This window comes from Type-E symbiont of Plautia stali (assembly GCF_059731115.1).
On record NZ_AP035906.1, the window covers coordinates 3,069,280 to 3,095,487 of the forward strand.

The window sequence follows — 26,208 nt, forward strand, 5'->3', positions numbered from 1 at the left end:
GCATCACTAATCACCAGCGTTGCGGCGCTAGCGTCGCGAGATTGAGAGAAAGGAGGCGTATTAAATAACGTGCAGGCAGGGTAGAAACAGAAAAGGCCGCCAACGATGACGACCTTTCATTTATGACGACACTCTGTTTACCGTGCGCTGGAATGCGCACCGAAAAGGCATCGCTGAAGACTTAATCCAGTTTCACACCCAGGCGGTGCGCCACTTCTTCATACGCTTCAATCAGGCCACCGAGGCTCTGACGGAAACGGTCTTTGTCCATTTTGTCCATGGTCTCTTTGTCCCACAGACGCGCGCCGTCTGGCGAGAACTCATCGCCCAACGTCACTTCACCATTGAACAGACCGAACTCCAGTTTGAAGTCGACCAGGATCAAACCGGCGTCATCAAACAGTTTGCTTAGTACGTCGTTGGCTTTGAAAGTCAGTTCCTGCATGCGCGCCAGATTGGCTTTGCTGACCCAGCCAAAGGTCTCGCAGTAGGATTCGTTGACCATCGGGTCGTGTTTGGCGTCATCTTTCAGGAAGAGATCAAACAGCGGTGGATTGAGCAACATGCCCTCTTCCACGCCCAGACGTTTTACCAGCGATCCTGCCGCACGGTTGCGCACTACGCACTCCACCGGCACCATCTCCAGCTTTTTGACCAGCGCTTCGTTATCCGACAGCAGCGCTTCCATCTGGGTCGGAATGCCCGCTTCCTGCAATTTAGTCATGATGAAATGGTTGAACTTGTTGTTCACCATCCCTTTACGATCAAACTGCTCGATTCGTGCACCGTCTCCTGCTGACGTATCGTTGCGGAATTCAAGTACCAGCAGATCCGGATTGTCGGTGCTGTATACGGTTTTCGCTTTACCGCGATACAACTCAGCTCGCTTTTGCATCTCATTAACTCCAAACATGAAAGAACCCGTGTTCAGCGGTGTTTCACCGCGCGACGACTGCATGACGCAATCGTTTACCTCGCCGGGCGCTATTATGCCAAAATCAAAACAAAAAGGCCGGAGAATCTCCGGCCCTTTGGCAATTTATTTGTTCAGTGCACCCTGGAACACCGCCACCAGCGCGTCATTCTGCGCCTGAGTGAGCACATGGCCCTTAGGATCAATGAACTGCAGACTGCTGCGGTTATCCAGATCGCCAACCTGCAATTTGTAATCGCCGTTTGGCAACTCAGGATCTTTCGCACCAATCGCGTCGAACGCGCTGCTGCCTGGCTGTTTATAGGTCACTTTCAGACTACCCTGCGAGCGGTTGTCATCGGTCACTTCCATGCCCACACGCTTCAGCGCTGCTGGCAGACGCTGCCAGGTGACGTTAAACGGTGAACGCAGCACCAGTAGTGGCAGACCGGTATCATCTGCGCCGCTCTGGACATCAATCTGTCCGGTCGCGCGGCCTGCAGCAGCATCGGCGCTGGCGGTATCAATCTTATCCAGACCGGTGCTGATGTCGTTCAGCATCTGGCCGGTGTAGCGTTGGATCTGTGCCGGAGCCGTCACCGTCTCACCTTTCTGCTGCAATTCCAGCAGACGGACTGTCAACACCTGCTGATAGCTCTGGTTTTGTACGCTGATCTGATAACGACCACGATACTGGTTATCTTCATCCGCACGGTTCCACTGCACCCAATCGGTGGTCAGCTGCTGCCCAGCATCATCACGCTGTGCAATCGGGAACTTGTAGGACTGGATCACATTCACCACCTGTGACCAGATCGAGCCACGGCTGCTCTCAACCGCCAGCACACCGGTATTACCAGTGAACTGTGCACGCGTGCCGTTCAGCAGCGCCAGAGGTTGAGCCGGAGGACGAATATCCAGTTCTTTACCTACTGCACCCTTCGCAACAGTGTGCGGCACATCGTAATCGCCATTCTGCAGAGGCAGAATCATCCCCGCCGGGGCTTTTAAATCATGCAGTTCAGGCGCCTGCAGGTAAGATTCATCACCGCTGACCTGGCGCTTATAACGCTGATCGCTGGAACAAGCTGTTAGCAGCATCAGGGTGGACAGGCCCACCACGGTTGCCAGCGTCGAGCGCTTAACTGAATAACTCATTGATTCTCCCTAATTTATCGCAGACCCGCTTTAATCAGCGCCTGAGCCGTTTTCGCCTGACCAGCTTCGGTCAGTGGCGTCATCGGCAAGCGCAGCGTGTCATCCGCGATTAATCCTAGCTGTTTCGCTGCCCATTTAACCGGGATTGGATTGGGTTCACAGAAAAGCGTCTGGTGCAGGTGCATCAGACGCTGATTCAGGCGACGCGCTTCGGCAAAATTACCCTGTTGCGCCAGCGCACAGAGTTCAACCATTTCACGCGCTGCAATGTTGGCTGTAACCGAGATTACGCCTTTGCCGCCCAGTTGCATGGAGTCCAAAGCTGTCGCGTCATCGCCGCTGACAATAATGAACTCATCATTAACCAGCTCTTGGATCTGAGAAATACGCGATAAGTTCCCGGTGGCCTCTTTGATTCCGATAATATTTTTAATTTCGGCCAGGCGAGCCACGGTTTCTGGCAGCATGTCGCAGCCCGTACGTGATGGTACGTTATACAACATCTGTGGCAGATCGGTGCTTTCGGCAATCGCTTTGAAGTGCTGGAACAGACCTTCCTGAGTTGGACGGTTGTAGTAAGGCGTCACGGTCAGACAACCCACCACACCGGTGCCGGTAAAGCGCTTCGTGAGAGAGATACCTTCAGCAGTGGCATTGGCGCCGGTACCGGCAATCACCGGAATACGGCCATCCGCCAGCTCCAGGGTCTGCATCACCACATCGCCATGTTCTTCATGGCTGAGGGTAGCGGATTCGCCGGTGGTGCCAACAGAAACAATCGCCGCGGTGCCGCTGGCAACATGATAATCAATCAGTTTTTTCAAACTCTCGCGGCAGACATTACCTTTTTCATTCATTGGCGTAATGAGCGCAACAATACTTCCGGTGAACATGGGCTATCCCCTCGACAAACAAGTGCCTCATGTTACGTTTTACCTCGAAAGAAAAGCAAGCGAGCCAAGCCATTCCTACCCTTGTCAGCAGTTTTTTTTATGTTTACCTTATGGTTATTAGCGAACGTACAGGAAATGCCATTTTGTCGCAGTCACAGCCTCACCATCTGGTGATCACCGCATTGGGCGTTGATCGTCCGGGTATCGTCAATACCATCACTCGCCACGTCAGTAGCTGCGGCTGTAATATTGAAGACAGTCGTCTGGCGATGCTGGGCGATGAGTTCACCTTCATCATGTTGCTTTCGGGGAGCTGGAACGCGATAACCCTGATTGAATCCACGCTGCCGATGAAAGGGGCTGAGCTGGAACTGTTGATTGTGATGAAGCGCACCAATGCGCGCGCCACCCCGCCGATGCCCGCCACGGTATGGGTGCAGGTGGAAGTGCCGGATTCTCCCCATCTCATTGAGCGCTTCACCGATCTGTTCGACAAACATCAGATGAACATTGCCGAACTGGTGTCGCGTATTACCCCGGCACAGGAGGGTGTCCCACCGACGCTGTATATTCAGATGACGGCACACAGTCCCGATAACCATGCCAGCGCACCGTTTGAACAAGCCTTCAACAATCTGTGTGAAGAACTGCATGCACAAGGCTCGATTCGTCTTTATAGTGTCACCGACGATGCCAACAACACCCTGTAAACTAACGCCGGGTTATTTCTCCACACACTCTGCCACACGGCATACCGTGTAGTGAAATAACCCAGAGGGTGGCACCCACTGGTGCTTTTGCCGCGAGGGTGTATTACCCACAGCATGAAGAAAAAAATGGAGAGTTGTGATGAATCCACTGAAAGCCGGTGATACCGCACCGAAATTTAGCTTGCCCGATCAGGACGGCGAACAAGTAAATTTGGCCGACTTCCAGGGACAGCGCGTTCTGGTCTATTTCTACCCGAAGGCCATGACGCCGGGTTGCACCGTTCAGGCCTGTGGTCTGCGCGACAACATGGATGCGTTGAAAACCGTGGGCGTGGAAGTGCTGGGCATCAGCACCGATAAGCCTGAAAAACTGTCACGCTTCGCGGAGAAAGAGGTGCTGAACTTCACCCTTTTATCTGATGAAGATCACCAGGTCTCTCAGGAGTTCGGTGTCTGGGGTGAGAAAACCTTTATGGGTAAAACCTATGATGGCATCCACCGCATCAGCTTCCTGATTGATGGCAACGGCAAAGTTGAGAAAGTTTTCGACGACTTCAAAACATCGAACCACCACGACATCGTGCTGGATTATTTGAAGTCGGCATAAAAACAAAACGGGTGCACAATGTGCACCCGTTTTATTTACCCCTGCTGATGCTCCAGCGTGGTTTCCGGCCAGGCGCGCACCACGGCCTTGATTAACGTGGCCAGCGGAATGGCAAAGAACACGCCCCAAAAGCCCCACATACCACCAAAAATCACCACCGAAAGAATGATCACCAGCGGATGCAGGTTGACCGCCTCTGAAAACAGAATCGGCACCAGCACATTGCCATCCAGCGCCTGCACCACCAGATAAACGATAAACATCGTCCAGAAATCGGTGCCTAAGCCCCACTGGAACAGACCGACGCCAATCACCGGAATGGTGACCACCATCGCGCCGATGTAAGGGATTAGCACGGAAATCCCCACCAGCACCGCCAGCAGCAACGCATAGTTGAGCCCTAAGACCAGGAAGGCAATCCAGGTGACAAACCCTACCGCGACCATCTCCAGCACTTTGCCACGAATGTAGTTGGTGATTTGCTGATTCATCTCCTGCCACACTACGCCCGCCAACCCGCGATTGCGCGGCAGCACGCGGCGTACAGCATTGAGCATCTGCTCTTTATCTTTCAGCAGGAAGAACACCATCAGCGGCACCAGCACCAGATAGATCATCAGCGTCATCAACCCGACTAGCGAGGCCAGTGAGTACTTCACCAATGACTCCCCCAACCCGGTCAGGCGGCTACGCAGATTCTCCACGATGATATCGATGATGCCCGCATCCACCAGCGCCGGAAAACGCTTCGGCAACCCGGCGGCATAGACATAGAGCTTGTTGAGCATATTCGGCAGGTCACGCAGCAAATTGATGCCCTGCTGCCAGGCCACTGGCGCAACAATCAGCACCATCACCAGCAAAATACCGGCAAAAACAATCAGCACCATGCTGGTGGCGCAGGTGCGGCTGCATCCCAGACGCTGTAATCGAACGGTTGGCCACTCCAGCAGATAAGCCAGCACCAGCGCGACCAGCAACGGTGCTAATAATCCACTGAAGAAAAACAGGATACAGAACGCCATCAACAGGATTACCAGCAGGCCAATCGCCTGCGGATCGCTAAACCGACGTTTGTACCATTGGAAAAGCAGAGCCAGCATTTCACTTCCTTGACGCCAAAAACGGGATGACGATTGTACAGAAATTTGCAGTCGATGCCCGGTTCAGATGAACCTGTGCCGGGCACATGTTTGGTGCGGAATGAGAGAGCCGCCGTTAGCAGCGGCTATGTGAAGATTAGCGGGTAATGCTGCTCACCAGCGCGTCCTGACCGGCAATCATTACGCAGTTACGTCCGGCATTTTTCGCCTGATAGAGTGCGGCATCCGCCTGTTTCAAGCTCACATCTTGCGGCTGGTTATCGGCCTCCCAATGTGCGATGCCCACTGAAAGCGTGATATGCCCAACATGGTCAATCCAGCTCTCGGCGATGCTGGTACGCACGCGCTCGGCAATCACCCGCGCTTCTTCCGTCGAGGTGGCTGGCAACAGCATCAGAAATTCCTCGCCGCCATTACGGCACACCACGTCGGTCTGGCGCGCACTGTTACGCAGGGTACGCGCCACCTGTTTGATCACTTCGTCACCCACATCATGGCCGAAGTTGTCATTCACCCGCTTGAAATGGTCGATATCCAGCGCCAGCACCGCAAAAGGCTGACGCATGGTTTCGAAGTAATCCAGCACCGCACTCAGGCCACGGCGGTTAAGCAAACTGGTCATCGGATCGGTTTGTACTTCCGATTTCAGCCGACCGATTTTGTCCTGTACCAGTCCGATCCCGGTGAGCAAGGCGCGCTTCACCTGTGCGGCTTCGAAGTACCAGGCACGAATACCGCCAATTTCACCCGAGACGCCCTGGGTGTCCATCTGACTGGCTTTACGCGCCAGTTGCCACAGCGGCAAGGCAATCAGACGGGCGAAGATCACCGCCATCAGTAAGGTCAGCAACGCAAACGGCACCGAGTTTTTCAGCACTTTCAGCAGCAAACCCGAGAGCGGTTGCAGGGTGACGTCGGTTGGTTTGAGCGCCACCACCATCCAGCCGGTGGTCGGCACAATGGCGTAACCCGCCAGTTTCGGCGTGTCTTCTTCTTTGACCTGCACCTCGCCATTAGTGCTCTCATTGCGTTGACGCTCGCTGACGATCTCTGGCGCGGTTTTACCAATCAGCTGGCTATTCTGGTGATAAAGCACCTGATTGTTGCGATCCAATACATACACGCGCGTGCCATCCCGGTAGAACTGCTCACCGAGTAAGGCATTGAGGATACTTTTCTTCTTCAGATAGATAGTGCCGCCGACATAGCCGAGGTAGCGTCCTTCGTTGCTCCAGATCGGCCAGGAGACAAACACAATCAGATTGTTGGCAGCAGAGATGGTGGGTTTGCTCACCATCGGTTGGCGCTGTGCCAGCGCTTCCCGCGAAGCCTGGCTGGTGAGCTGCATGCCTTTAAGCATCAGTGACTCAGGCGAAATCGCTTTCACTATCCCATTGGTGTCGACCACCGCAACGGAGTTGAAGCTATTGGTTTGCTCACGCAGACGATTCACTTCCTGCTGCGCCAGTTCTGGATTATCAAAATCCTTGCCCAACTGCGTCGCGCTGTAGTGCAGCTGCGACTGTGCCAGCTGGAAAAAGACTTCCGTGGTGGCAGCCAGTTTGGTGGCATAAGCGCGATTGGCTTCGAGCGTGCTCTCGATCAGCACCATACGCTGCACACGCCAGGTGGCGTACAAGGTATTGGCGAGCGTAATGACGATACTGGTGATCGCCAGCAACGCGATCAGCGTACGCAGGTCAGTTTTTGGCCGGATGCGCATCAGCATGACGCAACCGTCCTGGTGTGAAAATTCATCATTCGCGTGCCTGACAATATAGTTATAGTTGGACTAGCTACCCCTGGTGAGGGAACCGCCAATTGTACACCTGCAAACCAGATTCAGCACGAACCATCCTGTCAGACACGCGCAATTATTCAGCAAACGTTGGCGCTAATCGATGAGACCATTCGCATCATAGAACGGCCACGGGCCCGGATAATCGCCGATAGCGCACTGGTGTGTCGTCATACCTTGCTGTGGGTGCCAGCGATGTAGCAGGAAACCCGGCGGCTCCAGCACGAAATTCGCCGGACCATTTTCAGACAAATCAAAGGCCACCTGATGCGACACGCCTGGCGCCACGCAGGCTAACGTACCGGCGAAGCGCGCCTGTACCGAACGATGCAAATGACCGCTCAACACGCGTTCCACCTGCGGATGCTGGCGGATAATCGCCGCCAGCGCATCGGGATTACGCAGGGGTTGCTTATCCATATGGCCGATACCGGAAACCAACGGTGGATGGTGCAACATCACCAGCGTAGGCAATTGTGGCTCACGTGCCAGCTGTTCTTCCAGCCATTCCAACTGCGCTTGATCCACATAGCCCCACGGCTGCTGCGGCACGCTGGAGTCCAGCGCCAGCAGCTGCACCCCTTTCACCCGCGCCTGCCAGTTGAGGGTTTCGCCACCTTGCAGATAGTGGTGATCCGGGAATGCCGCGCGTAGCTGCTGGCGATCGTCGTGATTGCCCGCCATCAGCATGTAAGGCAGTTGCAAACGTCGCAGCGCCGTTCGCAGCGTTTGATACTCTTCTGCGTTGCCGAAATCCACCAGATCGCCGGTGATCACCACCATGTCCGGGCGCGGCGTCAAACGATTCAGGGTGTCGATAACACGCAGCAGCGCCGCCTGGGTATCCACTTTTTTATACGACAGGCGACCGTTCGCCTTGATATGTAAATCACTTATTTGCGCAATCAGCGTCAATGCTTCAGACACGATTTTCTTCCTCAGGATGCAGAAAATTGCAGGGCGGCATCTTGCGCCAGCGTCCAGCTCACCGGTTGTCCGGCATGCCAGGCTTCACGCGCATGGCGATCGACCTGAATCGGCATGGCAAGGCCGATATCGATCATCAGCCGCTGCGACGCGCCTAAAAAGGTGCTGGCAAGGATAAAGCCCTGGCGTGCGTAGCGATTATCATCGGCGAGTAGCACATCTTCCGGACGACAGAAGCACTGAGGATTGCCGCGCTTATCCACATCGACGCAGTTAATCGCCCCGACAAAATCGGCGACAAACTTCGAAGCGGGATGCTGATAGATATTTTGTGGCGTATCGATCTGCACCAGACGCCCCTGCTCCATCACCGCGATGCGATCGCCGAGCGCCATGGCTTCTTGCTGATCGTGCGTGACGTACACGGCGGTGATCGCCAGCTTCTTCAATAAGGTGCCGATTTCCAGGCGCAGGCGATCGCGCAGACGTGCATCCAGCGCCGCCAGCGGCTCATCAAACAGCAGCACTTTGGGTCTGGCTGCCAGCGCACGCGCCAGTGCAACACGCTGCTTCTGTCCACCGGATAACTTATCAATGCTGCGCTGTGACAGCGCGCTGAGATCCACCAGTTCCAGCATCTCCTGCACGCGCGCTTCACGCTCGGCACGCGCCACGCCCTGCACTTTCAAGCCGTAAGCCACGTTCTCGGCGACGTTAAGATTGGGAAACAGCGCATAGTTCTGGAACACCATGCCAACGTTGCGTTTCTCAATCGGCAACGCGGTAACGTTACGATCGTCGAACCACACCTCGCCGCCCGCATCACAGCGCTCAAGCCCGCTGATGATGCGCAAGGTGGTGGTTTTTCCGCAGCCAGAAGGCCCGAGCAACACCAGGGTTTCCCCGGGATTCACGGTCAGATCGAGCGGATGCAATGCCAGTTGGTGATTGAAGTGACGTGAACAACCGCGCAGCGTCACGGTAACGGCCGCAGGATTCATGCCGCCTCCTTGTTTTGGCGCGATACCGCGCGGTTAAGCCAGTGATTCACCGCATTCAGCATCAGCAGTAGCGGCAAAATCATCAGAATGAAAATCAGCGTATAAGCGGAACCCACTTCCAGTCGCATCGAGGCGTAACTGTCCGCGAGGCCGACCGGCAGGGTTTTGGTCAGCGGCGTATGCAGCATCCAGGTGATGTTGAACTCCCCCACCGACAGGGTGATCACCATAAAGGCGCCCGCCAGAATGCCGTTGCGGCAGTTGGGTACCACCACGGTAAAGAAGCGCTGCCACAGGCTGGCACCGAGGCTGGCGGAAGCTTCTTCCAGACGCGGCATATCGACAGCCTGCATCACCGCCAGCACCGGTCGCATCATAAACGGCAGCGTGAACAGCACGTGACCAATCAGAATAAACACCCAGCTGTCACGCAGGCCGGAAAACTGGCCGTAAAGCAGAATGATGCCGAGCGCAGTGGCTAAGCCGGGCAGCGCCACGGGCAACATCAGGCACTCTTCAATACGTGCTGCCCAGCGGCCGGGCGCTTTCAACAAGCCCCACGCGGCGGGTACGCCAATCACCAGAGTGACCAGCAGGCAGAACAGCGCTATCAGCAACGACAGCCAGAAGGTATCAGCGTACATCTCCCACACTTGCGCCACCCATTTCAGGGTCAACCCGCTGCGCAGGCCGATAAAGTAGTTATTGGTGACACCCGCCAGCATTGACAGCACCACCGGCACAATCATAAACAGCGCGGTGAGCGTGGTGACAAGCAGCTGCAGGCTAAACAATCCGCGACGATTCATGCGGCCCCCTTGTGTGCCAGACGGCGCGCTAACATCAGCGCCAGCCAGGCGACCGCGCCCATCACCACCGACAGCGCCGCCGCCGTAGCAAAGTTAGCGTAGTTAGTGAATTCGCCATAAATGGTCAGCGGTAACACCGCCAAATCGGTGCCGAGCGTAAAAGCGGTGCCAAACGCGCCCATGCTGGTGGCGAAACAGAGTGCGCCGGTAGAGAGCAATGCCGGCTGCAGGCCGGGCACGATCACGTCCCAGGTAATACGCCACTGACTGGCGCCAAGTGATCGCGCTGCCTCTTCCAGCGAGCGGTCAAGCTTTTCACTGGCCGCCACCAACGTGACGATGGCGCGCGGCAGCGAGAAATAGAGATAGCCGATAAACAATCCGGTGAGTGAATAGGCCAGCGTCCAGCGCTCGTGCACCAGGCTCATGCTGATTTGCGCCAGCAAGCCCTGACGGCCAGCGAGCATCACCACCAGAAAACCCACTACCACGCCGGGAAAAGCCAGCGGGAAGGTCAATAAGGCTAATAACGTGCCGCGCCCAGCAAAACGCTGACGCGCCAGAAAACAGCCGACGATGGCAGCAATCACCAGCGTGACCAATGTCACCGCCAGCGACAGCAATACGGTATTCAGCAAACTCAGCAGGTAATTCGGCTGAGTGATTACCGTCCAGTAGCCGCTGTGCTGGGTGGTGCGATCGTTTTGCATCCCGATTTGCAGCAGGCGCGCAAACGGCAGCAACCAAAATGCACTGAAGAACAGCAGCGCTGGCAGCGTCAGCCATAACCATTTGCTGCCCGGCAAACTGCGAGCCTGGCGGCGTGAAGCCGCCAGGGTGTCGGAGATCGACATGATTAGTGAATCTCGCTCAGGTACTTAGCAGAGAACGCTTTCTGCGCATCGGCCATCTGCTGATAGTCGACCGTTTGGGCGCGTGCATAATCGCTATCCGGCAGGAAGAATTTCTTCGCTTCGGGTGACATTGCAGAAGTACGCACCGGGCGCAGGAAGGCATTGGCCCAGATCGCCTGACCTTTGTCCGACAGCACATAGTCGATCACTTTCTTGCCATTAGCTTCGTGTGGCGCGTTCTTCACCAGACTGATGACGTAAGGAACCGTCACCGTGCCCTCTTTCGGGATCACAAACGCAACGTTGGCGTGATCTTTATATTTGGCGCGATAGGCGTTGAAGTCGTAGTCGAGCAGAATCGGGATTTCGCCGGAAATCAGACGCGCATAGGCCGTCTGCTTCGGTACGATTGGCTGGTTGGCCTGCAGTTTCCTGAACCAGTTCAGTGCTGGCGTGAAGTCCTGCATGTTGCCGCCTTTCGCCTGGTTAACGGCCACCGCCGCCACATAGCCGACAAAGGCGCTGGCCGGGTCAAGATAGCCCACCATCCCTTTGTATTCCGACTTCAGCAGATCGTCCCAGGATTGTGGCACTGGCGCGCCGCCGAGCGCATCCACGTTGACCATAAAGCCCATGGTGCCCGAGTGAAGCGCAACCCATTTACCATTCGGATCTTTCATTCCGGCTGGGATGTCGTCCCAGTGCTGCGGTTTATAATCGGTGATGACGCCCGCGCTGTCGGCCTGGATGCCGAAACTGACGCCGTAATACACCACATCTGCCACCGGATTGCCCTTCTCCGCCACCATTTGCGCCAGCGCCTGGCCGGAGTTTTTGTTGTCTTGTGGCACGGTGATGCCGGTGTCTTTGGCAATGGCTTTAAGCTGTGTACCCCAGTCAGCCCATTCGGGCGGACAGTTGTAGCAGATCGCGGTTTCTGCGGCCTGCGTCATCATACTGAACAGCGAACCGGCGGTCAGCGCGATCGCTCCTGCAAGAATTTTCATTTTTCGTTGGAATTTCATGGTGGTTCCCTGGTGTTGGTATCAAAAAGCGGTGGCTGGCGCGGCGATACTCTCACCACTCCGCAACCGGTGGGCCAGTACACGGGTGCCGCGGCTGGCTTGTTGTAACAACATATCGACGGCACAGGCACCGAGCATGTCGGCTGGCTGAGAGACGCTCGCCAGTGACGGCGCAATCTGCTCGCCAATATCGATGCCGTCAAAACCCATCACCGAAAGTTGCTGCGGGATTCGTACACCGGCACGCGCCGCGGCACCAATCAGGCTGATGGCGAGCAAATCATTAGTACAAATCACCGCTGTCAGCGGTGCTGCGCCCTGCAACTGCGGTTGCAGCAGCGCGAAATCAGAATGGGTATGGCTGGTCATTTCAATCACCGGCAGCGCATTCAGCCCTGCGGCCTGCATCGCATCGCAGTAGCCCTGATAACGCAGGCGAGCGCGATCCGATTGCAGCATCGGTCCGGCGACCATGCCGATATGACGATGGCCCAGACTTAGCAAATGTTCGGTGGCTTCCCGTATCGCCTGCTGGTTATCCACGCAAATCGCTGGCCAGTGACTCTGCTGAGGCACGTTGTGCGCCAGAACAAACGGCATGCTGGCTTCATGCAGCGTGGTCAGAACCGCGCTGTTATCCGCATCGGCCACGGTCAGCACCAGGCCCGCCACGCGCTGGCGCAGCATGTGTTCGACGATCGCCGCTTCACGCTCTGGCTGATAATCACTGGTTGCCACCAGCAAACCGTATCCAGCCGCACGCGCCTGACGTTCCATCGCCTGTAACTGGCGTGAGAAGATCGGGTTAAGCAGCGAAGGCAACAGCACACCCAGCGTGGTGGAACTTTGCGTACGCAGCTGACGTGCAATGTGATTGGGGCGAAATCCGAGTTGCTCTGATGCCGCCAACACCTTTTCCAGCGTGTCAGGCCGCAACAGATGGGGATCAGAAAATGCGCGTGCGGCGGTAGCGCGAGATACGCCAGCCAGCTTTGCAACACTGATTAAATCGGACATGTTCGCCTCGTGATTGAGCAATGAGATCGATCTCATTGGCGCTTAAAGTAGCGGCGAACTGTGACAGCAACATCGCGGGGAGATGACGAAAAAATGACAGCAGCGCGAACTGCTGTCAGGCAGGAATTACAACATCAGGAAGGCGTAACCTTCGTTTTGCAGCGAGGCAACCGTGGTGCCACTGGAGAGCGTATGAGTGACGCGCGTATCGATCCAGTCACGCTGTAGCTGATGGAACGCCACCGACTGATCGCAGATCGTGACCTTCACTCCCGCCTGCTTCAACTCATCGATCAATTTCAGGTTCGGGTTATCTGTGCCGTAAGCTTTGCGGAACTGTTCGTTATTCAGCGCGGCAGGCACGGCATCGCTGTTGATTGACACCACGAAATTCAGCTGATTTAGCGGCACTCCGGCAGCGTAATAAAGGTTGGTGACACGCGCCACGCGTTCCAGTCCGAGGTTAGGTTGACGGACATCCCCTTCCGTGCGGTTGATCTGAAAAACGACCTTATTGCTCAGGCCTGGCGTATTCGCGGGATTGTAATCCGGCGTATTCACAAAATGGATTTTGCCGTAGCCCGCGATGGCTGGCGTGCTCCAGAAGTCCGCTGGCTCGCTTTTGTTGTCAGCAAACTTGCTGCTGACCTTATCCACCAGCTCTGGAAGCTGTAACACATTACCGCCCACGAAACCCGCCAGTGCGGCGATAACAATATAGGACGCTGGACGCATTTCACTTCTCCTCGATAGAAGACCCTAAGCCCAATTACATTTGCAGGAAGGCATAACCCTGATTTTCCAGCGTCGACACCGTGGTCGGACTGGACAACGCATGAATAACCGATTGATCGATCCACTCTTTCGGGAAGTGATGGAACGCCACTGACTGATCGCACACCGACACTTTGACGCCTAATTTGTTGAGTTCGCCGATCAGCGCCAGATTGGGGTTGTCAGCTTTATAAAATTGCTGGAAATGCGCGTTATCCAGCATGGCAGGCGTGGCATCACCGGTCACAGAGACCACAAAGTGCAGCTGATCGGCAGGCACGCCTGATGCGATGTAGAGGTTAACTACGCGGGCGACGCGCTCCAGCCCAAGATTAGGCCGCTTCATGTCCCCTTCGCTTTTGGTGATTTGAAACACCACTTTGTTGCTCAGCCCGACTACCGGTTTAAAGGCGGCATCAGATTCGTAATGGATTTTGCCGTAACCATCGACAGCAGGCGTGCTCCAGAAACCTTCAGGATCGGTTGGCTCGGCAGAAAAATGGCTCACCACTCGCTGATAAATATCATCACTTTTGCTGACGGTGGCGCCAACAAACCCACCCACGATCGCAATCAGGGCGTAAGAGACAACAGAACGCATAAAAATTCTCCGGCATGCACTGCGCTAATTCACAGTCCGTTTGAATAAAGTGCCTTATCTATATCACAGCGTGAGCAGGGCAAAAGTCCTGTAGTTTTGGCCTATCCGGGATTTTCATTGCGGAAATAATAATTAGTCAGGCTAATTGAATAATGCTTTCGATTGAGCTGAAGAGATGCCTAAAAAAATAACTGGCTTGAATCGACTGTCAGCTATTTAGTTTTTATCAAGCCAGGGGAGCTGAAAATATGACCATACTTAACTAAAATTTCGGCGACCCTATAAAAAATCACCATTAAAATCACTGATGGATAAAACAGGCCAGTTCACTGTTTTGACGTTTGTTTTTCAGAGTAAACCTGGAAAAGTTCATGCCAGATTCAATTATTTTGAGCAACTTTACGTAACTTTAACTTCTGAACCTGTAAAAGCGCTAACCTGGTCGTGGCGGACTATTCAATTTTTTGCTGCAATCAGCGCCCGGTGTAGCCATTTTTTCATTTTAAGTCTGTGTCGCTTCTTCATTTGCTTGTTACCACGCGCTGGTTAAGATAGAAGCGCTGCGTCAAAGGAAAGTACGCGCAGAACATTTGAACGACTTACCTGTCCAATTGCAGGTGACTTTTACAGGATCAAGGCATGTTTAACCGGTTGAAAAAATCAGTGCTGGCGGCCCTTATTCCTACGCTGCTGCTGACGCCCGCACTCTCCGTGCACGCGGACGTGAGTGATAATCTGCCCGATATGGGAACCACAGCGGGTTCAACGCTATCCATTAATCAGGAATTACAAATTGGCGACTTCTACGTGCGCCAACTGCGCGCCAGTGCGCCGCTGATTAACGATCCGCTATTAAATCAATACATCAATGAGTTAGGGCAGCGCCTGGTGGCGCATGCCAATTCGGTGCGCACGCCGTTTCACTTCTTTCTCATCCAGAATGACGAACTGAACGCTTTCGCCTTTTTCGGCGGCAACGTAGTGCTGCATTCATCATTGTTCCGCTACACCGACAATGAAAGCCAACTGGCGTCGGTGATGGCGCACGAAATTTCTCACGTCACTCAACGCCATCTGGCACGTGCCATGGAAGAGCAGAAGCGTAATGCGCCACTCACCTGGGTGGGCGCGTTGGGGTCGATTCTGCTCGCCATTGCCAGCCCACAAGCCGGGATGGCGGCGTTAACCGGTACGTTGGCGGGTACGCAACAGGGTATGATCAGCTTTACTCAGGCCAACGAGCAGGAAGCCGACCGCATCGGCATTCAGGTGCTGCAACGTGCAGGTTTCGATCCGCAGGCGATGCCAGCTTTCCTGCAGAAGCTCGCCGATCAAAGCCGCTTCTCCTCCAAACCACCGGAAATTTTACTGACGCACCCCTTACCGGATAGCCGTTTGGCCGATGCGCGTAACCGTGCCAACCAGATGCGCCCGGTGGTGGTGCAGTCATCGGAAGGCTTCTACATGGCGAAAGTGCGCTCGTTGGGTATGTACGCTACTGGCCGTAATCAGCTGACCGATGAGCTGTTAAATGAATACGCCAAAGGCAACTCACGTGAGCAAATGGCATCGCAATACGGTAAAGCAGTGCAGTTCCTGCAGGCGAAAAGCTTCGACAGTGCGAAAAAAATCATCACCCCGATGCTGGCGAAACAGCCGGATAACGTCTGGTTGCTGGATATCATGACGGATATCGACATCGGTCTGAACCAGCCGCAGCAGGCGATCAACATGCTAACCAGTGCCAAAGGAAGCAGCACCAATCCGGTGCTGCAGCTCAACCTCGCTAACGCTTATGTCGAGGCGAAACAGCCCGCTAACGCCACGCGCATCCTCAATCGTTATACCTTTGCCCATCCCGATGACGTCAATGCCTGGGATTTACTGGCACAAGCCTCGGCAGCACAAGGATTACGGGATGAGGAGTTGTCGGCACGAGCGGAAGGGTTAGCACTCAATGGCAAGCTCGATCAGGCGATCACCACCCTGAGCAGTGCCAGCGCCCAGGTGCCGCTCGGCAGCCTGAAACAGGCACGTTACGATGCTCGCATCGATCAGTTCCGCGAACTGCAAAAGCGGTTCCGTCAGTATCAGAAAGGATAAAAATAATGGTGAGCATTTATCACAACCCGCGTTGCAGCAAGAGCCGCGAAACCCTGGCGCTGTTGCAGGATAAAGGCATTGAAACTGATGTGGTGCTGTATCTTGAAACACCGCCTGACGTGCAGGCGCTAAAAAAACTGCTGCAACAGTTAGGCATGAGTAGTGCGCGCGATCTGATGCGCCGCAAAGAAGATCTTTATAAAGAGTTAAATCTGGCAGACAGCCAGTTGAGTGAAGATCAACTGCTGCAGGCGATGGTTGAGCATCCGAAACTGATCGAACGCCCCATCGTGATCAACGGTGATCAGGCACGAATTGGCCGTCCACCGGAAGCGGTGCTGGAGATTGTTTAAAGCCCCAGCGCTTCTTTGACAAAAGGAATGGTGAGCTTGCGCTGTGCGCTAATAGAGGCGCGATCTAACCGATCAAGCGTATCAAACAGCGTGCGCATTTCGCGGTCGAGGCGTTTCAGCAGGAAGCGCCCGACATCTTCCGGTAACTCAAAACCACGCAGCCCTGCTCGCATTTGCATCGCCTGGAGTTTGTCTTCATCTGACAATGGCTGCAAACGATAGATTTGTCCCCAGTCGAGACGGGATGCTAAGTCCGGCAGGCCAAGATTGAGCTGACGCGGTGGACGATCGCCGGTGATCAGCAAACGCGTTTTGCCGATTTCCAGAATACGATTATAGAGATCGAAGATCGCCATCTCCCACTCGGCATCACCGGCAATGCATTCGATATTATCAATGCAGACCAGTGCCAGGTTCTCCATGCCGTCCAACACTTCCGGCACAAACCAGGTGCGTTTATCCAGCGGAACATATCCCACCGCTTCACCACGGGCCGACATCTCAGCACAGGCTGCATGCAGTAAGTGACTACGGCCGCCGCCTTCACGTGACCAAAAATAGAGATAGCTGCCGTGTTGCTGAGAGAGTGCGCCTTGCAGCGCCGCCAACAGAGACGGATTTTCCCCCGGCCAGAAACTGGCAAAGGTTTCATCATCGGGTAAATAGAGTGGCAGTGAAAGCTGTGCCGGCGTGTTCAGAAGTACCTCAACGGATGAGCAGGCAGAAAACGGCGCAAGTTTATCACGATCCTTGCAAGAGATGAACCAGGCTTCCCTGCCCGGCAAAGCGCATTAACTTTCGCGCTTTTCTTCGGCATCCATTACCACTTCCTCGGGCCGTAACAGATTGATTACGCGGAAAATCAGTGCCAACGCGACGCCAACGATGGTGGCCAGCGCCATGCCTTTCAGTTCTGCAGCGCCGATATGCACTTTCGCGCCGCTGACGCCGATGATCAGGATCACCGAGGTCAGGATCAGATTCTGCGCTTTGTTGTAATCCACTTTAGATTCAATCAATACGCGAATACCGGAAGCCCCGATCACTCCGTACAACAGCAGAGAAACGCCCCCCATGACCGGCACCGGGATCGCCTGAATTGCGGCCGCCAGTTTACCTACGCAAGAGAGCAGAATCGCGAAGATCGCCGCCCCGCCAATCACCCAGGTGCTGTATACACGGGTAATCGCCATCACGCCGATGTTCTCACCGTAAGTGGTGTTTGGCGTGGAACCGAAGAAACCGGAGATCATGGTGGACAAGCCGTTAGCAAACATCGAGCGATGCAGGCCGGGATCGCGAATCAGATCTTTTTTCACGATATTGGCGGTAACGACTAAGTGGCCAACGTGCTCAGCGATCACCACCAGCGCCGCAGGCAGGATGGTCAACATCGCGGCCCATTCGAAGCGCGGCGTGTAGAAGGTTGGCAGTGCAAACCACGGCGCATCAGCCACCGATTGCCAGTTTACGATGCCCATAAAGGAGGAGAGCGCGTAGCCAGCCAGTACGCCGATCAGAATCGGGATAATGGCGAGGAAACCGCGGAACAGCACCGAACCAAACACCGTGACCGCCAGTGTCACCATCGAAATGATGATGGTTTTGCTGTCTGGCGAGGTGCCATCGGCTGGCAACAGACCGGCCATATTGGCTGCCACGCCCGCCAGTTCCAGACCGATCACCGCAACGATTGCGCCCATCGCGGCCGGTGGGAACATCACATCCAGCCAGCCGGTACCGGCTTTTTTGACGATCAGCGCCACTACACAGAACAGGAAACCGCAAAGAATAAAGCCGCCCAGCGCCACTTCATAACCCAGCGGCAACAGCAGCAGCACCGGTGAAATAAAGGCAAAGCTCGAACCCAGATACGCCGGGATTTTTCCTTTACAGATAAACAGATACAGCAGCGTACCAACGCCGTTAAACAGCAATACGGTGGCCGGGTTGATGTGGAACAGAATCGGCACCAGCACCGTGGCGCCAAACATGGCGAACAGGTGTTGTAAGCTGAGTGGAATGGTTTGCAGCAGCGGTGGACGTTCGTCTACCCCGATCGCGCGTCTTGTCATTATCTCTCTATCCCCATTAGTCGTTATGAATGCTGTTTGTTCAGGCCGCGCCATCAGGGAGCCGCGCAATTCATTACGCAATATTCCAACACGCTAAGTGCCATGTCGGGAAAAAGAGCGCGATAAATCGCGCCGCTACCAAAGGTGCTGGTGTTTATGCGGCACTGAACTAAAGGGCATTACTTGAGTTGTTGTGTTTTTGCCAAAAAAAAGCCGACTCTCTGGCCGGCTGGATGCTTTATTTATTTCGTTCCGAAGATCTTATCGCCGGCATCGCCGAGACCTGGAATGATATAGCCCTTCTCGTTCAATCCCTGATCGATTGACGCGGTGTAGAGCTCAACGTCTGGATGCGCTTTCTCCAGCGCCGCAATCCCTTCTGGTGCCGCCACCAGCACCAGTACTTTGATGCTGTTGCAGCCCGCTTTTTTCAGCAGGTCGATAGTGGCGATCATCGAACCACCGGTTGCCAGCATCGGGTCAACGACCAGTGCTAAACGCTCTTCGATATTGGACACCAGTTTCTGGAAGTACGGCACCGGCTCCAGCGTCTCTTCATCACGATAGACACCGACGACACTGATGCGCGCGCTTGGCACGTGCTCCAGCACACCTTCCATCATGCCTAGGCCCGCACGCAGAATCGGCACCACGGTGATTTTTTTGCCTTTGATTTGATCGACGTCAACCGGGCCGTTCCAGCCTTCGATGGTGACGCGCTCCGTGGCCAGATCGGCAGTGGCTTCATAAGTCAGCAGGCTGCCGACTTCTGAGGCCAGCTCGCGGAAGCGTTTGGTGCTGATATCATGCTCACGCATCAGGCCCAGTTTATGTTTGACCAGCGGGTGTTTGACTTCCACGATCTTCATGATTGTTCTCCCGGAATTGAGTTGAGCTAAAAAAAAATCGCCGGATTATACCGCCTTTTTGCCGCTGCGCCACTTGTCATTGGTCAATGGCTTAGCGCGATTCGCGTGATCTTAAGGATTGGCGAAAAATCAGCACTGTGCAAAGCGGCGTGAGATGGCACTCGCAAACGTTTGCCTGCGCTGATAGAATTAGCGCGCTTAATTTTTGCCACCAACCGCAATTCGCGTGGGGATTCCGCAGTGACCGACAAAACCTCTCTCAGCTACAAAGACGCCGGTGTTGATATCGATGCTGGTAACGATCTGGTTGACCGTATTAAAGGCGTAGTAAAGAAAACTCGCCGCCCGGAAGTGATGGGTGGGCTGGGTGGCTTTGGCGCGCTCTGTGCGCTGCCGCAGAAATACCGCGAGCCTGTGCTGGTCTCCGGAACCGATGGCGTCGGCACCAAGCTGCGTCTGGCAATGGATCTCAAACGTCATGACAGCATCGGCATCGATCTGGTTGCGATGTGTGTGAACGACCTGATTGTGCAAGGCGCTGAGCCGCTGTTCTTCCTCGACTACTACGCGACCGGCAAACTGGATGTGGATACCGCTTCTGCGGTGATCACCGGCATCGCCGAAGGTTGCCTGCAGTCAGGTTGTGCGCTGGTCGGCGGTGAAACCGCTGAGATGCCAGGCATGTACCACGGTGAAGACTATGACGTGGCCGGTTTCTGCGTCGGCGTGGTGGAAAAATCAGAAATCATTGACGGTTCGAAAGTGCAGGACGGCGACGTGCTGATCGCACTGGGTTCAAGCGGCCCGCATTCGAACGGTTATTCGCTGGTGCGTAAAATTCTGGAAGTCAGCCAGACTGATCCAGAAACCAAACAGCTGGATGGCAAACCACTGGCCGATCATTTGCTGGCACCGACTCGCATCTACGTGAAAAACATCCTCAGCCTGATCGAGCAGGTGGATGTGCACGCGATTTCTCACCTGACCGGTGGCGGCTTCTGGGAGAACATCCCACGCGTGTTGCCAGACAATACTCAGGCGGTGATTGACGAGAAGAGCTGGCAGTGGCCGTCCGTGTTCAGCTGGTTACAGCAGGCCGGTAACGTCAGCCGTCATGAAATGTATCGTACCTTTAACTGCGGCGTGGGCATGATCATCGCGCTGAGCCCGGCCGATGCCGATAAAGCGGTACAGCTGATGACCGACGCTGGCGAACAGGCGTGGAAAATCGGCGTGATTAAAGCCTCTGACTCAGAAGAGCGAGTGGTTATTAATCCATGAAAAAACTGGTTGTACTGATCTCCGGTAACGGAAGCAATCTTCAGTCCATCCTCGACGCCTGCGCAAGCGGGCGTATTAACGGCAGCGTCGCTGCCGTTTTCAGTAATAAAGCCTCGGCATTTGGTTTGACGCGTGCGCAGGAAGCCAGCGTGCCGGGCCATAGCCTCGCCGCCAGTGACTTTGCCGACCGCGATGCGTTTGACCGCCAACTGATGCAGGAAATCGATGCCTATGCGCCGGATTTGGTGGTGCTGGCCGGTTACATGCGCATTCTCAGTCAGGCGTTTGTCGCGCATTATCACGACCGGTTGCTGAACATCCATCCGTCGCTACTGCCGAAATATCCCGGACTGCATACCCATCGTCAGGCGCTAGAGAATGGCGATGAGGAACACGGCACGTCGGTGCACTTTGTTACTGACGAACTGGATGGCGGACCGGTGATTTTGCAGGCGCGCGTTCCGGTATTTGCTGAAGATGATGAAGAAGAGATCACCTCACGTGTACAGCATCAGGAGCATGCGATTTATCCGCTGGTGATCGGCTGGTTTGTCGATGGTCGTTTGCAGATGCGTGATGGAAAAGCCTGGCTGGATGGGCAACCGTTGCCACCTCAGGGTTACGCACACGACTGATTTTCACCTTATTCAGCCGCTTGCAGACACGTTGCTCCGCTTAATTCACCCCAGTCACTGGCTGATGTCAGCGCCTGGGGCTGCTAAAACCTGTTGCCTTTCTGCGCCCTGAAAACGTAGCGCACGTTGCCTATCCCTTAACCAAATCTACCCGTAATGTAATCTTCGGTTTTGCGCGCTTTTGGCGAGGTGAAGATGCGGTCGGTTTCATCAAACTCCACCAGTTGTCCGTTATGCATAAACGCCGTGTAATCTGACACGCGCGCCGCCTGCTGCATGTTGTGCGTCACCAGCACCAGCGTGAAATGCTGCTTTAACGTGGTCATCAACTCTTCGATCACTAGCGTGGAAATCGGATCGAGCGCCGACGTTGGCTCATCCAGCAGCAATACTTCCGGCTCAATGGCAATGGCACGCGCAATCACCAGACGCTGCTGCTGACCGCTGGAGAGCGTCAACGCATTCTGTGCCAGCTGATCTTTCACCTCACTCCACAGTGCCGCTGCACGCAGTGCACGTTCACAAGCTTCGTTCAGCACGCGACGATCGCGTACCCCTTGCAGCCGCAAACCGTACACCACGTTCTCGTAGATCGATTTCGGGAATGGATTCGGGCGCTGAAAAACCATGCCAATCCGGCGACGCAACGCAGGCAGATCCTGATTCGCCTGCATCACCACATGCTGATCGAGCAGAATTTCACCTTCAATGCGGCAGCGATCAATCACATCGTTCATGCGATTAAAGCAGCGCAGCAGCGTTGACTTGCCACAACCGGACGGACCAATCAGCGCTGTGATGCGGTTTTTCGGGATGTGCAGATCGATATTGTTCAGCGCCTGGCGCTCACCGTACCACAGCGACAGCTGGTTAACGGTTAACGCGATGTCGTAATCGGGCGTCATCTAAAAACCTTTCTAGTGCGTCATGAGGCGGTAACGCTCGCGCAGCCGATGCCGCAGCGCCATCGCCAACAGATTGAGCGACAGGATGATCACCACCAGCAGCAAGGCGGTGGCGTAAACCAGCGGTCGGTCAGCGTCGATATTCGGGCTCTGGAAGGCCAGATCGTAAATCTGAAAACCGAGGTGCATAAATTTGCGGTCGAGGTGCAAATAGGGGAACACCGCATCCACCGGTAACTCCGGGGCCATTTTCACCACACCCACCAGCATCAGCGGGGCGGTTTCCCCTGCTGCACGCGCTACAGCCAGAATCAGGCCGGTGAGCATCGCCGGGACCGCCAGCGGTAACACCACGCGCCACAGCGTTTCCGCCTGAGTGGCACCCAGCGCCAGCGAGCCCTGACGCAGATTATCCGGGATGCGTGACAGCCCCTCTTCGGTGGCGACAATCACCACGGGTAATGTCAGCAGCGCCAGCGTCAACGCCGCCCATAGCAGGCCCGGCGTGCCATAGGTCGGATTCGGCAACGCGCGCGAGAAAAACAGCTGATCAATCGTGCCGCCGATCAACCAGACAAAGAAGCCCAGACCAAACACGCCATACACAATCGACGGCACACCGGCGAGATTCACCACCGCGATGCGCACCAGCCGCGTTAACGCATGACGTCCGGCATATTCGTGCAGCCACACCGCCGCCACCACCCCCAGCGGCATCACGATGATCGACATCAGCAACACCATCAGCACAGTGCCAAAAATCGCCGGGAACGCCCCGCTCTCGCCGCCGCCTGATGTCGGGGAATCGCTGACAAATTGCCAGATTTGACTGAAGAAGTGCTGCAACTTCTGCCCAAACGACATCGCGTTCGGATACCAGGCATCCACCACCTGCGCCAGCGGGATGATGTGATCCTGTCCCTGTACATCGCGCAGCACCAGCGTATCGCGCTGACTTTCGTGTTGCAGATGCGTCAGCTGTTGCGCCAGCGCGCTAAAACGGCGCTGTAGCGCCACGCTGTTGGCATCGAATTCCGATTGATCCTGCAAGGTGAACGTGCCGCGCTGACGCTGCTCATCAGCTTGCTGCTGCAGGCTTTCCAGCTGTGCATTGAGGCGCGCCATTTGCACTCGACGAATATGGCTGACCTGGCGTAGCTGCTCATGGACTTGCGCCAACCGCTGATGCAGCAGCGCATCACGATCGCGCGCGGTCAGCACTTCATTGTCTTCCCGCAGTTCAATCAGCCAGCCGTAAGCGTTGCCACCGCTGCGACGCTGTAAAACCACCGCATCTGCCGGGCGACGCGTTTTCGCCGCGCCCTGGCTATACAGCACACGGAAATCCGGTGCGGCAAAATCGCGATTGCCCGTTTTCACCACATAGCGCCACTGCTCGCCCTGCGGCTGTTTATGCAGCGTTTCGCCCAGCACCATCACCGCCGAGCCTTCCGGCGGCTGGAACAGATATTGATCCACCGGTTGTGGCCAGAAGGCGCGCATGCCCTGCCATCCCAGCAGGCCAATCAGCAAGGTAAACGCCAGTAAACACACGGCCACCGCACCAGCAGTCAGCCAGCGCCAGCGATCGTTTTGACGCATCGCTTTCATCCCTGTCCCTCATGCTGGCTGTAGCGCTGGCGCAGACGCTGACGAATCAACTCCGCGACGGTGTTGATCACTAAAGTGAATACCAGTAACAACAGCGCACTCAGGAACAGAATTCGGTAATGCGCACTGCCCGCTGCCGCTTCAGGCATCTCAATGGCGATGTTAGCCGAAAGTGCACGTAATCCGGCAAACAAGCCACCTTCGCTGACCGGCGTGTTGCCGGTGGCCATCAGCACAATCATGGTTTCCCCTACTGCGCGGCCAAAGCCAATCATCAAAGCGGCAAATATCCCCGCCGAAGCGCCCGGCAATACCACGCGCGTCAGGGTTTGCCACGGCGTAGCGCCCAGCGCCAGCGAACCTTGACCCAGCGCGCCCGGCACGCTGAATAAAGCATCTTCTGACAAGGTGAAAATCAACGGCACCAATGCAAAGCCCATCGCCAGCGCCGCGACCAATAAGTTGCGTTGTTCATAATGCGCCAACCGCTCGCCGATATCCGGCCACAACTGCGTGGGCAGCCACAGCGTCAGGAGTGTGACGGCCAGCAATACCGGCAGCAGCAGAATCACCTCGAAACCTGGGCGTCGCCAACGCGCTGGCAAAAGCGGACTGAGCACGCCGCACAGCAATAAAGTCACCGCCAGCACCAGCGGTAGCAGCAACACGCCGACCAGCGCGGTACTCACGTGCGGTGCCAGCCAGACGCCGGCAATCAAGCCAATCACCACGCTTGGCAACGCGCCCATCATTTCAATGCCCGGCTTCACCCAGCGGCGTAATCCCGGAGACATAAACCATGCGGTGTACATTGCCGCCGCCAGAGCCAGCGGCGTGGCAAACAGCAGCGCCAGCGAGGCGGCTTTGAGTGTACCCAGCACCATCGGTATCAGACTGAATTTGGCCTGATAGCTGTCGCCAGCCGCAGTGGATTGCCATACCCAATCCGGCTGCGGATAGTTCTCGTACCAGATTTTTTGCCACAGATTGCGCCAGGTGAAATCGGGCCACGGATTATCCAGCGCAAACTGTTGCCACTGACCTTCCCGCTCCACAATCAGCGCATCGCCGCGGGGTGAAAAGGCCAGCGCCTGGATGCCCGGTGCCAGCTGCCGCGTCAAAATCGGCCCCTGCTGCTTACTGGCGAACAGTTTGATTTCCCCCGCAGCATTAAAGGTGGCAAACACACGACGCTGCGCCTCAGGCACAACCTTCAGCGCATCCTGGCTGTGATCAAAGGTATGAATTTCCTGCAACCGCGGCCCTTTATCGCCTGCGATGGCAAACCATTGCTTGACCCCCTGGGTATCCTGAATCAGCAGCGTGCGCCCCCCGGTGAGGATATGCAGGCTTTGCGGACGCTGGTTAAGGGTCTGCGTTTCGCGCAGCTGAGCGCCTTCTGGCGTGATTTGCCATACACGCAGCAAACGCCCTTCGCTGGCGTAGAGTAATGTGCCATCGGGGGATAACAGCAAATGCTCGGCTTGCTGCTGTGGCAGCAAAATCTGATTAACGGTTTGCTGGTTCTCCAGCGTCATTACGCTGATGCCTGCCGGCGTTTGGGCGGCAATCCGCCATTGGTGATCGCATAGCGAGGTGAGCGCCATGGTGGTGACCGCGCCTTGCGCCAGATGCAGCGGACGATCACCAAACGGGAAGAACCATTGACCGTGGTTTTCGTGGATCAGCGGTTGCATCAGCAGCAGTGCGCCCTGCATATTGAGCAACACGCTATTGCTATTGCTGCTGTTGACCGCCGCATCAGGGTGCTGTTGCAGCGTCAGCGCCTCAGCGGCGGGCTGTCCATCGAGCGGAATAAAACGCGCCTCGTTGCGGCTGATGCGCCAGCCGAGATGCCCATCGCTGCCCATCGCCAGTACCTGGGCTTTATCCCAAAGCTGCATATTGGTGGTGGCTTGCATGCCCGGCGCGCTGAAAAGGGGTAACACCACCCAGATCAGCCAGAAGAATAGCAGCAGCATCAGCAGCAAAATGCCCACGCCGCAGCCTGTCACCACGCGACGAACAAACTGATCGACAGCGCGGCGACGGCGGTCGCTGAAATGGACAGGGATACGATTTATGCTCATGCAGGCCAGGTTACAGGTGAAAACACGTCGCTATGTTGCCCGTAGCTGATTGATAAGACAACCTTTGGCGTTGGACAAGCTTGCCATACTCTCGCC

Annotated in this window: 25 protein-coding genes; 6 read left to right on the forward strand and 19 right to left on the reverse strand. The window is 55.6% G+C overall.

Annotated elements, in window-relative coordinates; all coding sequences use genetic code 11:
* Nucleotides 1–181: 181 nt before the first annotated feature.
* The 3 genes from purC to dapA all read right to left on the reverse strand — a co-directional run bounded on the left by purC (nucleotide 182) and on the right by dapA (nucleotide 2,964).
* Complete coding sequence (purC, locus tag AC6I8L_RS14125) at nucleotides 182–895, reverse strand: phosphoribosylaminoimidazolesuccinocarboxamide synthase (RefSeq protein WP_034825771.1); 714 nt, start codon at nucleotides 893–895, stop codon at nucleotides 182–184.
* A 144-nt stretch (nucleotides 896–1,039) separates the two neighbouring features.
* Nucleotides 1,040–2,071 carry an outer membrane protein assembly factor BamC gene (bamC, locus tag AC6I8L_RS14130; protein ID WP_034825767.1) on the reverse strand — a complete coding sequence of 344 codons (1,032 nt, stop codon included), beginning with the start codon at nucleotides 2,069–2,071 and terminating at the stop codon, nucleotides 1,040–1,042.
* 14 nt (nucleotides 2,072–2,085) lie between these two features.
* Nucleotides 2,086–2,964, reverse strand: a complete 879-nt coding sequence (dapA, locus tag AC6I8L_RS14135; protein ID WP_034825765.1) for a 4-hydroxy-tetrahydrodipicolinate synthase — start codon at nucleotides 2,962–2,964, stop codon at nucleotides 2,086–2,088.
* A 110-nt stretch (nucleotides 2,965–3,074) separates the two neighbouring features.
* Between dapA and AC6I8L_RS14140 the strand changes: the two genes are divergently transcribed.
* Nucleotides 3,075–3,674 (forward strand): glycine cleavage system transcriptional repressor, encoded by a 600-nt coding sequence (locus tag AC6I8L_RS14140; RefSeq protein ID WP_374754027.1) that lies wholly within the window; start codon nucleotides 3,075–3,077, stop codon nucleotides 3,672–3,674.
* A gap of 139 nt (nucleotides 3,675–3,813) precedes the next feature.
* Nucleotides 3,814–4,281 carry a thioredoxin-dependent thiol peroxidase gene (gene bcp / locus AC6I8L_RS14145; RefSeq protein ID WP_058959104.1) on the forward strand — a complete coding sequence of 156 codons (468 nt, stop codon included), beginning with the start codon at nucleotides 3,814–3,816 and terminating at the stop codon, nucleotides 4,279–4,281.
* 35 nt (nucleotides 4,282–4,316) lie between these two features.
* On the opposite strand, the gene AC6I8L_RS14150 is transcribed toward bcp, so the two are convergent.
* The 10 genes from AC6I8L_RS14150 to AC6I8L_RS14195 all read right to left on the reverse strand — a co-directional run bounded on the left by AC6I8L_RS14150 (nucleotide 4,317) and on the right by AC6I8L_RS14195 (nucleotide 14,190).
* On the reverse strand, nucleotides 4,317–5,384 hold the full coding sequence (locus AC6I8L_RS14150; protein WP_034825758.1) for an AI-2E family transporter: 1,068 nt from the start codon (nucleotides 5,382–5,384) through the stop codon (nucleotides 4,317–4,319).
* Nucleotides 5,385–5,520: 136 nt separating this feature from the next.
* On the reverse strand, nucleotides 5,521–7,113 hold the full coding sequence (locus AC6I8L_RS14155) for a sensor domain-containing diguanylate cyclase (protein WP_058959105.1): 1,593 nt from the start codon (nucleotides 7,111–7,113) through the stop codon (nucleotides 5,521–5,523).
* 165 nt (nucleotides 7,114–7,278) lie between these two features.
* Entirely contained in the window at nucleotides 7,279–8,109 is an 831-nt protein-coding gene (locus AC6I8L_RS14160; protein WP_058959106.1) for a phosphodiesterase, read from the reverse strand.
* Between the two features lie 11 nt (nucleotides 8,110–8,120).
* Nucleotides 8,121–9,110 (reverse strand): ABC transporter ATP-binding protein, encoded by a 990-nt coding sequence (locus AC6I8L_RS14165; protein WP_058959107.1) that lies wholly within the window; start codon nucleotides 9,108–9,110, stop codon nucleotides 8,121–8,123.
* Nucleotides 9,107–9,919, reverse strand: a complete 813-nt coding sequence (locus AC6I8L_RS14170; RefSeq protein WP_058959108.1) for an ABC transporter permease — start codon at nucleotides 9,917–9,919, stop codon at nucleotides 9,107–9,109. Before AC6I8L_RS14170 ends, AC6I8L_RS14165 begins: the two co-directional genes overlap by 4 nt.
* Complete coding sequence (locus AC6I8L_RS14175) at nucleotides 9,916–10,773, reverse strand: ABC transporter permease (protein ID WP_058959109.1); 858 nt, start codon at nucleotides 10,771–10,773, stop codon at nucleotides 9,916–9,918. The genes AC6I8L_RS14170 and AC6I8L_RS14175 overlap by 4 nt, the downstream gene beginning before the upstream one ends.
* 2 nt (nucleotides 10,774–10,775) lie before the next feature.
* Nucleotides 10,776–11,798, reverse strand: coding sequence for an ABC transporter substrate-binding protein (locus AC6I8L_RS14180; RefSeq protein ID WP_058959110.1), 1,023 nt, complete (start codon nucleotides 11,796–11,798; stop codon nucleotides 10,776–10,778).
* A gap of 21 nt (nucleotides 11,799–11,819) precedes the next feature.
* Complete coding sequence (locus tag AC6I8L_RS14185) at nucleotides 11,820–12,815, reverse strand: substrate-binding domain-containing protein (RefSeq protein WP_058959111.1); 996 nt, start codon at nucleotides 12,813–12,815, stop codon at nucleotides 11,820–11,822.
* A gap of 126 nt (nucleotides 12,816–12,941) precedes the next feature.
* Nucleotides 12,942–13,550, reverse strand: coding sequence for a DsrE family protein (locus AC6I8L_RS14190; RefSeq protein WP_058959112.1), 609 nt, complete (start codon nucleotides 13,548–13,550; stop codon nucleotides 12,942–12,944).
* Nucleotides 13,551–13,584: 34 nt separating this feature from the next.
* Nucleotides 13,585–14,190: a DsrE family protein gene (locus AC6I8L_RS14195; protein ID WP_058959113.1), complete on the reverse strand. Its 606-nt coding sequence runs from the start codon at nucleotides 14,188–14,190 to the stop codon at nucleotides 13,585–13,587.
* Between the two features lie 639 nt (nucleotides 14,191–14,829).
* On the opposite strand from AC6I8L_RS14195, the gene bepA reads away from it, so the two are divergent.
* Together bepA and arsC are read left to right on the forward strand one after the other, a co-directional pair.
* Complete coding sequence (gene bepA, locus AC6I8L_RS14200) at nucleotides 14,830–16,293, forward strand: beta-barrel assembly-enhancing protease (RefSeq protein ID WP_058959114.1); 1,464 nt, start codon at nucleotides 14,830–14,832, stop codon at nucleotides 16,291–16,293.
* 5 nt (nucleotides 16,294–16,298) lie between these two features.
* Complete coding sequence (arsC, locus tag AC6I8L_RS14205) at nucleotides 16,299–16,646, forward strand: arsenate reductase (glutaredoxin) (protein WP_058959115.1); 348 nt, start codon at nucleotides 16,299–16,301, stop codon at nucleotides 16,644–16,646.
* On the opposite strand, the gene hda is transcribed toward arsC, so the two are convergent.
* The 3 genes from hda to upp form a co-directional block, all read right to left on the reverse strand.
* The gene (gene hda, locus AC6I8L_RS14210; RefSeq protein ID WP_202403671.1) at nucleotides 16,643–17,344 is read right to left on the reverse strand and encodes a DnaA inactivator Hda; all 702 of its coding nucleotides are present in this window, start codon (nucleotides 17,342–17,344) and stop codon (nucleotides 16,643–16,645) included. The genes arsC and hda overlap by 4 nt on opposite strands.
* Before the next feature lie 93 nt (nucleotides 17,345–17,437).
* The gene (gene uraA, locus AC6I8L_RS14215; protein WP_058959116.1) at nucleotides 17,438–18,721 is read right to left on the reverse strand and encodes a uracil permease; all 1,284 of its coding nucleotides are present in this window, start codon (nucleotides 18,719–18,721) and stop codon (nucleotides 17,438–17,440) included.
* A 242-nt stretch (nucleotides 18,722–18,963) separates the two neighbouring features.
* A complete protein-coding gene (gene upp, locus AC6I8L_RS14220) occupies nucleotides 18,964–19,590 on the reverse strand; it encodes a uracil phosphoribosyltransferase (RefSeq protein ID WP_034825735.1) in 627 nt (208 codons plus the stop codon).
* Nucleotides 19,591–19,830: 240 nt separating this feature from the next.
* Here upp and purM point away from each other — a divergent pair, with 240 nt between their 5' ends.
* The gene (gene purM, locus AC6I8L_RS14225) at nucleotides 19,831–20,871 is read left to right on the forward strand and encodes a phosphoribosylformylglycinamidine cyclo-ligase (RefSeq protein WP_034825969.1); all 1,041 of its coding nucleotides are present in this window, start codon (nucleotides 19,831–19,833) and stop codon (nucleotides 20,869–20,871) included.
* Nucleotides 20,868–21,506 (forward strand): phosphoribosylglycinamide formyltransferase, encoded by a 639-nt coding sequence (purN, locus tag AC6I8L_RS14230; RefSeq protein WP_058959117.1) that lies wholly within the window; start codon nucleotides 20,868–20,870, stop codon nucleotides 21,504–21,506. The genes purM and purN overlap by 4 nt, the downstream gene beginning before the upstream one ends.
* A gap of 137 nt (nucleotides 21,507–21,643) precedes the next feature.
* On the opposite strand, the gene pstB is transcribed toward purN, so the two are convergent.
* Genes pstB through AC6I8L_RS14245 form a run of 3 tightly spaced genes read right to left on the reverse strand, consistent with a single transcriptional unit; the run spans nucleotide 21,644 to nucleotide 26,112 of the window.
* Entirely contained in the window at nucleotides 21,644–22,411 is a 768-nt protein-coding gene (gene pstB, locus AC6I8L_RS14235; RefSeq protein WP_058959118.1) for a phosphate ABC transporter ATP-binding protein PstB, read from the reverse strand.
* A gap of 12 nt (nucleotides 22,412–22,423) precedes the next feature.
* Complete coding sequence (pstA, locus tag AC6I8L_RS14240; RefSeq protein ID WP_058959119.1) at nucleotides 22,424–24,022, reverse strand: phosphate ABC transporter permease PstA; 1,599 nt, start codon at nucleotides 24,020–24,022, stop codon at nucleotides 22,424–22,426.
* The gene (locus AC6I8L_RS14245) at nucleotides 24,019–26,112 is read right to left on the reverse strand and encodes an ABC transporter permease subunit (protein ID WP_058959120.1); all 2,094 of its coding nucleotides are present in this window, start codon (nucleotides 26,110–26,112) and stop codon (nucleotides 24,019–24,021) included. Before AC6I8L_RS14245 ends, pstA begins: the two co-directional genes overlap by 4 nt.
* Nucleotides 26,113–26,208: the final 96 nt, after the last annotated feature.

Bases quoted from the DNA above. Each gene is read 5' to 3' on its own strand.
- purC (WP_034825771.1), bottom strand. From the start codon at position 895: ATGCAAAAGCGAGCTGAGTTGTATCGCGGTAAAGCGAAAACCGTATAC.
- bamC (WP_034825767.1), bottom strand. From the start codon at position 2,071: ATGAGTTATTCAGTTAAGCGCTCGACGCTGGCAACCGTGGTGGGCCTG.
- dapA (WP_034825765.1), bottom strand. From the start codon at position 2,964: ATGTTCACCGGAAGTATTGTTGCGCTCATTACGCCAATGAATGAAAAA.
- AC6I8L_RS14140 (WP_374754027.1), top strand. From the start codon at position 3,075: ATGGTTATTAGCGAACGTACAGGAAATGCCATTTTGTCGCAGTCACAG.
- bcp (WP_058959104.1), top strand. From the start codon at position 3,814: ATGAATCCACTGAAAGCCGGTGATACCGCACCGAAATTTAGCTTGCCC.
- AC6I8L_RS14150 (WP_034825758.1), bottom strand. From the start codon at position 5,384: ATGCTGGCTCTGCTTTTCCAATGGTACAAACGTCGGTTTAGCGATCCG.
- AC6I8L_RS14155 (WP_058959105.1), bottom strand. From the start codon at position 7,113: ATGCTGATGCGCATCCGGCCAAAAACTGACCTGCGTACGCTGATCGCG.
- AC6I8L_RS14165 (WP_058959107.1), bottom strand. From the start codon at position 9,110: ATGAATCCTGCGGCCGTTACCGTGACGCTGCGCGGTTGTTCACGTCAC.
- AC6I8L_RS14170 (WP_058959108.1), bottom strand. From the start codon at position 9,919: ATGAATCGTCGCGGATTGTTTAGCCTGCAGCTGCTTGTCACCACGCTC.
- AC6I8L_RS14175 (WP_058959109.1), bottom strand. From the start codon at position 10,773: ATGTCGATCTCCGACACCCTGGCGGCTTCACGCCGCCAGGCTCGCAGT.
- AC6I8L_RS14180 (WP_058959110.1), bottom strand. From the start codon at position 11,798: ATGAAATTCCAACGAAAAATGAAAATTCTTGCAGGAGCGATCGCGCTG.
- AC6I8L_RS14185 (WP_058959111.1), bottom strand. From the start codon at position 12,815: ATGTCCGATTTAATCAGTGTTGCAAAGCTGGCTGGCGTATCTCGCGCT.
- AC6I8L_RS14190 (WP_058959112.1), bottom strand. From the start codon at position 13,550: ATGCGTCCAGCGTCCTATATTGTTATCGCCGCACTGGCGGGTTTCGTG.
- AC6I8L_RS14195 (WP_058959113.1), bottom strand. From the start codon at position 14,190: ATGCGTTCTGTTGTCTCTTACGCCCTGATTGCGATCGTGGGTGGGTTT.
- bepA (WP_058959114.1), top strand. From the start codon at position 14,830: ATGTTTAACCGGTTGAAAAAATCAGTGCTGGCGGCCCTTATTCCTACG.
- arsC (WP_058959115.1), top strand. From the start codon at position 16,299: ATGGTGAGCATTTATCACAACCCGCGTTGCAGCAAGAGCCGCGAAACC.
- uraA (WP_058959116.1), bottom strand. From the start codon at position 18,721: ATGACAAGACGCGCGATCGGGGTAGACGAACGTCCACCGCTGCTGCAA.
- upp (WP_034825735.1), bottom strand. From the start codon at position 19,590: ATGAAGATCGTGGAAGTCAAACACCCGCTGGTCAAACATAAACTGGGC.
- purN (WP_058959117.1), top strand. From the start codon at position 20,868: ATGAAAAAACTGGTTGTACTGATCTCCGGTAACGGAAGCAATCTTCAG.
- pstB (WP_058959118.1), bottom strand. From the start codon at position 22,411: ATGACGCCCGATTACGACATCGCGTTAACCGTTAACCAGCTGTCGCTG.
- pstA (WP_058959119.1), bottom strand. From the start codon at position 24,022: ATGAAAGCGATGCGTCAAAACGATCGCTGGCGCTGGCTGACTGCTGGT.
- AC6I8L_RS14245 (WP_058959120.1), bottom strand. From the start codon at position 26,112: ATGAGCATAAATCGTATCCCTGTCCATTTCAGCGACCGCCGTCGCCGC.